The 6,492-nt window shown below is 59.5% G+C and carries 7 protein-coding genes; all 7 read right to left on the minus strand.

The annotated features are described in order from the left end of the window. Window positions 1-67: 67 nt before the first annotated feature. On the minus strand, window positions 68-880 hold the full coding sequence (locus KW846_RS28000; RefSeq protein ID WP_218486242.1) for a zinc-dependent peptidase: 813 nt from the start codon (window positions 878-880) through the stop codon (window positions 68-70). Between the two features lie 4 nt (window positions 881-884). Further along, the gene (locus KW846_RS28005) at window positions 885-1,541 is read right to left on the minus strand and encodes a DedA family protein (RefSeq protein WP_095965734.1); all 657 of its coding nucleotides are present in this window, start codon (window positions 1,539-1,541) and stop codon (window positions 885-887) included. A 234-nt stretch (window positions 1,542-1,775) separates the two neighbouring features. Beyond that, window positions 1,776-2,237, minus strand: a complete 462-nt coding sequence (locus tag KW846_RS28010; protein ID WP_007970197.1) for an N-acetyltransferase — start codon at window positions 2,235-2,237, stop codon at window positions 1,776-1,778. A gap of 114 nt (window positions 2,238-2,351) precedes the next feature. Then, on the minus strand, window positions 2,352-3,188 hold the full coding sequence (gene eutC, locus KW846_RS28015; protein WP_371321780.1) for an ethanolamine ammonia-lyase subunit EutC: 837 nt from the start codon (window positions 3,186-3,188) through the stop codon (window positions 2,352-2,354). Continuing rightward, complete coding sequence (locus KW846_RS28020; RefSeq protein WP_116582886.1) at window positions 3,185-4,579, minus strand: ethanolamine ammonia-lyase subunit EutB; 1,395 nt, start codon at window positions 4,577-4,579, stop codon at window positions 3,185-3,187. Before KW846_RS28020 ends, eutC begins: the two co-directional genes overlap by 4 nt. Before the next feature lie 198 nt (window positions 4,580-4,777). Further along, window positions 4,778-6,151 (minus strand): ethanolamine permease, encoded by a 1,374-nt coding sequence (gene eat, locus KW846_RS28025; RefSeq protein WP_104451318.1) that lies wholly within the window; start codon window positions 6,149-6,151, stop codon window positions 4,778-4,780. Window positions 6,152-6,409: 258 nt separating this feature from the next. Then, window positions 6,410-6,492, minus strand: an 83-nt coding sequence (locus tag KW846_RS30195; protein ID WP_228770482.1) for a hypothetical protein, incomplete at its 5' end; no start/stop codon positions are given.

Below are 6,492 nucleotides of genomic sequence, written 5' to 3' on the forward strand. Positions count from 1 at the left end.
CCAAAAAGTGGCGGCGATTATAGGCATATTCCTGTGTCGACGCCATGTACCAGAAGTCGTATGGCGCTCACTGGTGTGCCTGATAGACAGGGTCATGCGCCTGAAGTTGCTTCAACCTTGCCAGCGGGTCCTGGCGATAGAACAGCTTCAGCTGCTGGTACACCTGTGGATAAGCCTCGTGTAGCAAATCCGGAGCGCTGAAGAAGTATTCGCTGGTGACGGCGAAAAACTCGGCAGGGTTTTCGGCGGCGTACGGATCGATGGCGGTTTCAGCGTCGGGATTGCGTTCCAGTTGCCGGTCCAGGTCGTCGTAGGCCTCTAGCATGACCTGGGCCCAGTCGCTGACCCGCATGTCGGGATGCAGTGGCGGCAGGCCATTGGCGTCACCGTTGAGCATGTCGAGTTTGTGCGCCAGTTCGTGGATCACCAGGTTGTAGCCTTCCCAGCCTCCGCTGGCCAAAACGCCGGGCCAGGCGAGGATAATCGGGCCTTGCTGCCAAGCTTCACCGCTGTGCTCACCGTCCCATTCATGCTCGACACCGCTGGCGTCGCGATGGCGCTGGGGGCTGAGGAAGTCATCGGGGTAGAGAATGATTTCGTGGAAGCCCTGATACCAGTTCAGGTCGCCGAGGTGAAGCAGCGGCAGTTGCGCCTGGGCGGCGAGCAGCAGGCGTTGCTCCTGGTGCAGTTCGACGCCGGGCAGGGCGGTCAGGTGCTTGTCTTCGAGGAACAGCACGCAGGCTTCGCGCAGCCATTGGTCTTCGGCGGCACTGATGCCATCGAGAAAGCTCAGGTGATGGCGCACCCGTTGCCACATGTCATCGGCAATCGGGTGCCTGGCCAGGGTGCGCCGGCGACGCCAGGCGCTCAGGGACCACATCCTGTCAGCGCGATTCGGCTTTTGAGCTCGAACCGGCAAGGCGGCTACGCACCATGCCGATGATCATCGGCACCAGCGACAACAGGATGATGCCCACAATCAGCAGCGACAGGTTCTTCTTGATGAACGGTACGTTGCCGAAGAAATAACCGAGTGTCACCAGGCCGCCGACCCAGAGGATGGTGCCCAGCACGCTGAAGGCGAAGAAGCGCGGATAGGGCATTTTCCCCACCCCGGCGACGAAGGGGGCAAAGGTCCGGATGATGGGCAGGAAGCGCGCCAGGGTCACGGTTTTGCCGCCATGCTTGTCGTAGAAATCGTGGGTTTGTTGCAGGTAGTCGCGGCGGAAGATCTTCGAGTTCGGATTGCTGAACAGTTTTTCACCCGCCGTTCGTCCGATGATGTAGTTGGTGCTGTCGCCCAGGATCGCCGCCAGCATCAGCAGGCCGCCGAGCAATACCGGGTCCATGCCGCCACCGGCCGCCACGGCGCCGGCGATGAACAGCAGGGAGTCGCCCGGCAGGAAGGGCATGACCACCAGGCCGGTTTCACAAAAGATAACCATGAACAGAATGGCGTAGATCCATGCCCCGTAGTTGGCTACAAGCATGTCGAGGTAGACATCGAGATGCAGGACAATGTCGATCGGGTTGAAATCCATGGATAGCACCTGTGGTATTGGCCCGACTCTGCAGGCCTGTGCGGATGACTTCGCGTAAGACTACGGATAGGGGTAGTTTTTCTTACAAGCCGGGAATATCGGGATTATACGAGGCGACTGGTGAAAATCGCGTCGAGATTGTAGCGGGGAATGTCATGACAGGGCTGATGTTTGATAACGAACAGGTGGGAGCGAACCTGCTCGCGATGCCAACGCGAGCAGGGCGCAGGTGATTCAGAGTTCGTCGCTGATCGGCAGCACATAGTTCTTGAATTCGGTGTCTACCTTGAATCCGATGGATTCGTAGGTTTTCTGCGCGATTTCGTTGTTGCTGCTGGTGGAAACGCGCATGCGTACGGCATTGGTTTCCTTGGCCATTTTTTTCGCGGTACGGATCAGGTTGTCGGCCACCAGCTGGCGGCGGGCGTCCTCGGCGACATAGATGTCGTTGAGGATCCACACACGTTTGAGTGACAGCGAGGAGAAGCTCGGGTACAGCTGACAGAAGCCCATCAGCTTGTGGCTGTCGTCATCGGACAGCGCCAGGTAGATCACCGATTCCTTGCGACGCAGGCGTTTTTCGAGGAACGCCCGGGACGAGTCCGGATACGGCAGGGAGCCATAAAACTCGCGATATTTGACGAACAACGGGGTCAGCAGGTCCAGGTGTTCGAGGGTCGCTTGAATAATCCGCATGGTAGGTCTCGTCTTCAAGTGGCTGTCTTACGTCTCTGACGGCGATGGGAAACCCTTGGCGGCCGTGTAACGATCCTGCCTTAAACTGGTACGAATGTGCAATGCGGAAGCGGTTCAGGCATTCGGTGGCCCAAGCAGGAAATTATCTTTCATGTCGGCTCCCGCGTCCGATTCCAGTGTCTGAACCTGTGCTTCATCCTTCAGATTGACCCCTGACAACTGCCGTCGGCAGGCTTCGCGCATCAAATACAGCAAACGGTGTGCCGCCATGCCGTAACTCAGGCCTTCGAGCCGCACGTTGGAGATGCAATTGCGGTAGGCATCGGTAAGGCCGACCTTGGGATTGTAGGTGAAATATAAACCCAGGCTGTCCGGGGAGCTGAGGCCAGGGCGTTCGCCGATGAGGATGACGGTCATTTTCGCACCCAGCAGTTCACCGATTTCGTCAGCGACCGCCACGCGCCCCTGCTCCACCAATATTATCGGCGCAACAGTCCAGCCTTCGGCTGCAATCTGTTCTTCGAGACGTGCCAGAAAGGGCAGGGTATGGCGATGAACGGCCAGTGCCGACAGGCCGTCAGCAATCACAATCACCAGATCGACTCCGCCAGGATGCGCTGCAGCGTAGTCACGCAGGGTCTTTGCCGACGCGTCACTCAGCTTTCGTCCCAGGTCCGGGCGTTGCAGGTAACTGTTGCGGTCGATTGCGGCGCTGTGCAGTAAAAGGCTTTGGTGTCCGCGTTCGGCCAGTTGTGAGTTGAGTGCCGCGTGATCGAACGGCAAGTGCACCGCATCCCGTGCCTGGGCGTGGGCGTACTGGAAGTCCAGTTGCGCGCGGGTGGGAATACTGGTGCCGGTTCGGCCCAGGGCAATTCGCGCCGGTGTCAGGCGTCGCAGTTCCAGCCATGGGTTGTGGGGGTCGAAGGGTAGTTTATCCATGTCATTGCTCATCCTAATTGCGCCAAGGCCTGCCGAAAGGCCGGCGGAAGGCTGTCACCGAAGAGAATCCTGCCGTCCGATTGAGTGAAGATGCCCATTTTCGCCAGCCATTGCTCGAACTCCGGCGCGGGCTTCAACCCCAGGGTCTGCCTGGCGTAGAGCGCATCGTGGAACGAGGTGGTCTGGTAGTTGAGCATGATGTCGTCGGAACCCGGGATACCCATGATGAAGTTGATCCCGGCGACACCCAGCAGGGTCAGCAGGGTGTCCATATCGTCCTGGTCGGCTTCGGCGTGGTTGGTGTAGCAGATGTCGCAACCCATGGGCACACCGAGCAATTTGCCGCAGAAGTGGTCCTCCAGGCCGGCGCGGATGATCTGTTTGCCGTTGTACAGGTATTCCGGGCCGATAAAGCCGACAACGGTGTTGACCAGAAACGGGTTGAAGTGACGCGCGACGGCATAGGCGCGGGTTTCGCAGGTTTGTTGATCGACGCCATGGTGAGCGTTGGCCGACAGAGCGCTGCCCTGGCCGGTTTCGAAGTACATCAGGTTCTGGCCCAGGGTGCCGCGATTCAGGCTCAATCCGGCGTCATAGCCTTCCTTCAACACGTTCAGGTTGATGCCGAAACTGGCATTGGCCGCCTCGGTGCCGGCGATCGACTGGAATACCAGATCCAAAGGGACGCCGCGATTGACCGCTTCGATCGAGGTGGTGACATGGGTCAGCACACACGCCTGGGTCGGGATTTCGTAGCGCTGGATGATTGCGTCGAGCATCTCCAGCATCGCGCAAATCGAGGCAATGCTGTCGGTGGCCGGGTTGATGCCGATCATCGCGTCGCCATTGCCGTGCAGCAGGCCGTCGAGAATGCTCGCGGCGATGCCGGCCGGTTCGTCGGTGGGGTGGTTGGGTTGCAGTCGCGTGGACAGGCGCCCGCGCAGACCCAGGGTGCCGCGAAACTGCGTGACCACGCGGATTTTTTGCGCCACCAGCACCAGATCCTGCACACGCATGATCTTTGATACGGCGGCGGCCATTTCCGGCGTCAGACCGGGTGCCAGAGCGCGCAGGACCTGTTCATCGGCGGCATCACTGAGCAGCCAGTCGCGAAAACCGCCGACGGTGAGGTGGCTGACGACCGCGAAGGCATTTTTGTCGTGGGTGTCGATGATCAGGCGCGTCACTTCATCGGATTCGTAGGGGATCAGTGCTTCCTGCAGAAAGTGACTTAGCGGCGTGTCGGCCAAAGCCATCTGTGCGGCCACTCGCTCGCCATCGTTGAGCGCGGCGACGCCGGCCAGAAAATCTCCGGAGCGGGCCGGGCTGGCCTTGGCCATCACTTCCTTGAGGCTGTCAAAGCGGTAAGTCTGGGCGCCGACGGTATGGGCGAATGTGGCCATGGGGACGGTGTCCTTCTGTTCTGTAAATGTCGCAAATTCACCCCGACTCCCCTGTAGGAACTGTCGAGTGCAACGAGGCTGCGATCCTTAAGGGCAAGATCAAAAGATCGCAGTCTCGTTGCATCCGACAGCCCCTACAGGGGGCGGCGTGCACTTCAATCATGCAGGCGCCGGGCAGCGGGCCCGGCACCGGTGCATTTAGATACCTTCGAGCATAGCGTCCGCCGGTGCTTCGGAGCGCTGCCGGGCGGTCAACTGGAAGTACAGGTAACCGGCGATCATGAAACCGAGGAAGATCAGGCCGATCAAGGTGTTGAACCACGCCATCGCCACCAGGCACACCACCGCCAGGAACAGCGCGATCCCCGGTACGATCGGATAGCCCGGTGCGCGGAAGGTGCGTTCCAGGTTCGGTTCGGTTTTACGCAGTTTGAACAGGCTCAGCATACTGATGATGTACATCACGATGGCGCCGAATACCGACATGGTGATCATCGCCGCCGTCAGCGTCATGCCTTGCAGGTTGACCAGGCCATCGCTGTAGATGGCCGCAATGCCGATCACGCCACCGGCCAGAATGGCCCGGTGCGGTGTCTGGAAGCGCGAGAGTTTGGCCAGGCCTTTGGGCAGGTAGCCGGCGCGAGCCAGGGCGAAGAACTGGCGTGAATAGCCAAGAATGATCCCGTGGAAACTCGCCACCAGGCCGAACAAACCGATCCACACCAGCATGTGCATCCAGGTCGAATTATTGCCGACCACGGCTTTCATCGCTTGGGGCAGCGGATCGTTGATGTTCGACAGTTGGCGCCAGTCGCCGACACCGCCGGCCATCACCATCACGCCGATGGCCAGGAACACCAGGGTCAGAATGCCGCTGACGTAGGCCTTGGGGATGGTGCGTTTCGGGTCCTTGGCTTCCTCGGCGGCCATAGCTGCGCCTTCGATAGCGAGAAAAAACCAGATCGCGAAGGGAATGGCGGCGAAAATGCCAGGAATCGAGCCCATCGTGAACTCATTGGCACCCGACCAGCCGTTCAGTACGAAGTTGCTGAAACTGAAGCCGGGGGCGACCACGCCCATGAACACCAGCAGTTCAGCGACGGCCAGCACGGTGACCACCAGTTCGAAGGTGGCTGCGATGCTAACGCCGAGTATATTCAGGCCCATGAACACGAAATAGGCGCCAACGGCGGCGATCTTCGGGTCCAGTTCCGGGTATTGCACGTTGAGGTAGGCACCGATGGCCATGGCGATGGCCGGGGGGGCAAAGACGAATTCGATCAGGGTGGCGATGCCGGCGATCAACCCGCCTTTCTCACCAAAGGCCCGACGACTATAGGCAAATGGCCCGCCGGCGTGGGGAATCGCCGTCGTCAGTTCGGTGAAGCTGAAAATGAAGCAGGTGTACATCGTCGCCACCATCAACGCGGTGACGAGAAAGCCCAGGGTGCCTGCGGTGCCCCAGCCGTAACTCCAGCCGAAGTACTCGCCGGAGATCACCAGGCCGACGGCAATGCCCCAAAGGTGCAGGGTACCGAGTGTGGGTTTGAGCTGTGTGGAAGAAGTAGTCATAAGTCCTCTCTATTTTTTATTGTTCGATCTTTTGGACTTTCAGGTGTGACGGGTTGGGTGAAACACTGAATGACGGGTACGCAAGGCCCGTGCCAGAGCGGCCAGGCCTTGGGTGTTGTGTCATTCGGACGTCATCGCAGACAAAACGGTTTCTGTAGGAGCTGGCGAAGCCTGCGATCTTTTGATCTGGCAATGGGAGCCACCGACAGGCAACGATCAAAAGATCGCAGCCTGCGGCAGCTCCTACATTTCCGGGTTTTAGAAGAAGCCCAACGGATTGATGTCGTAGCTCACCAGCAGGTTTTTGGTCTGCTGATAGTGGTCGAGCATCATCTTGTGGG

This window comes from Pseudomonas sp. PDM32 (genome assembly GCF_019219225.1).
GTDB lineage: Bacteria > Pseudomonadota > Gammaproteobacteria > Pseudomonadales > Pseudomonadaceae > Aquipseudomonas > Aquipseudomonas laurylsulfatiphila.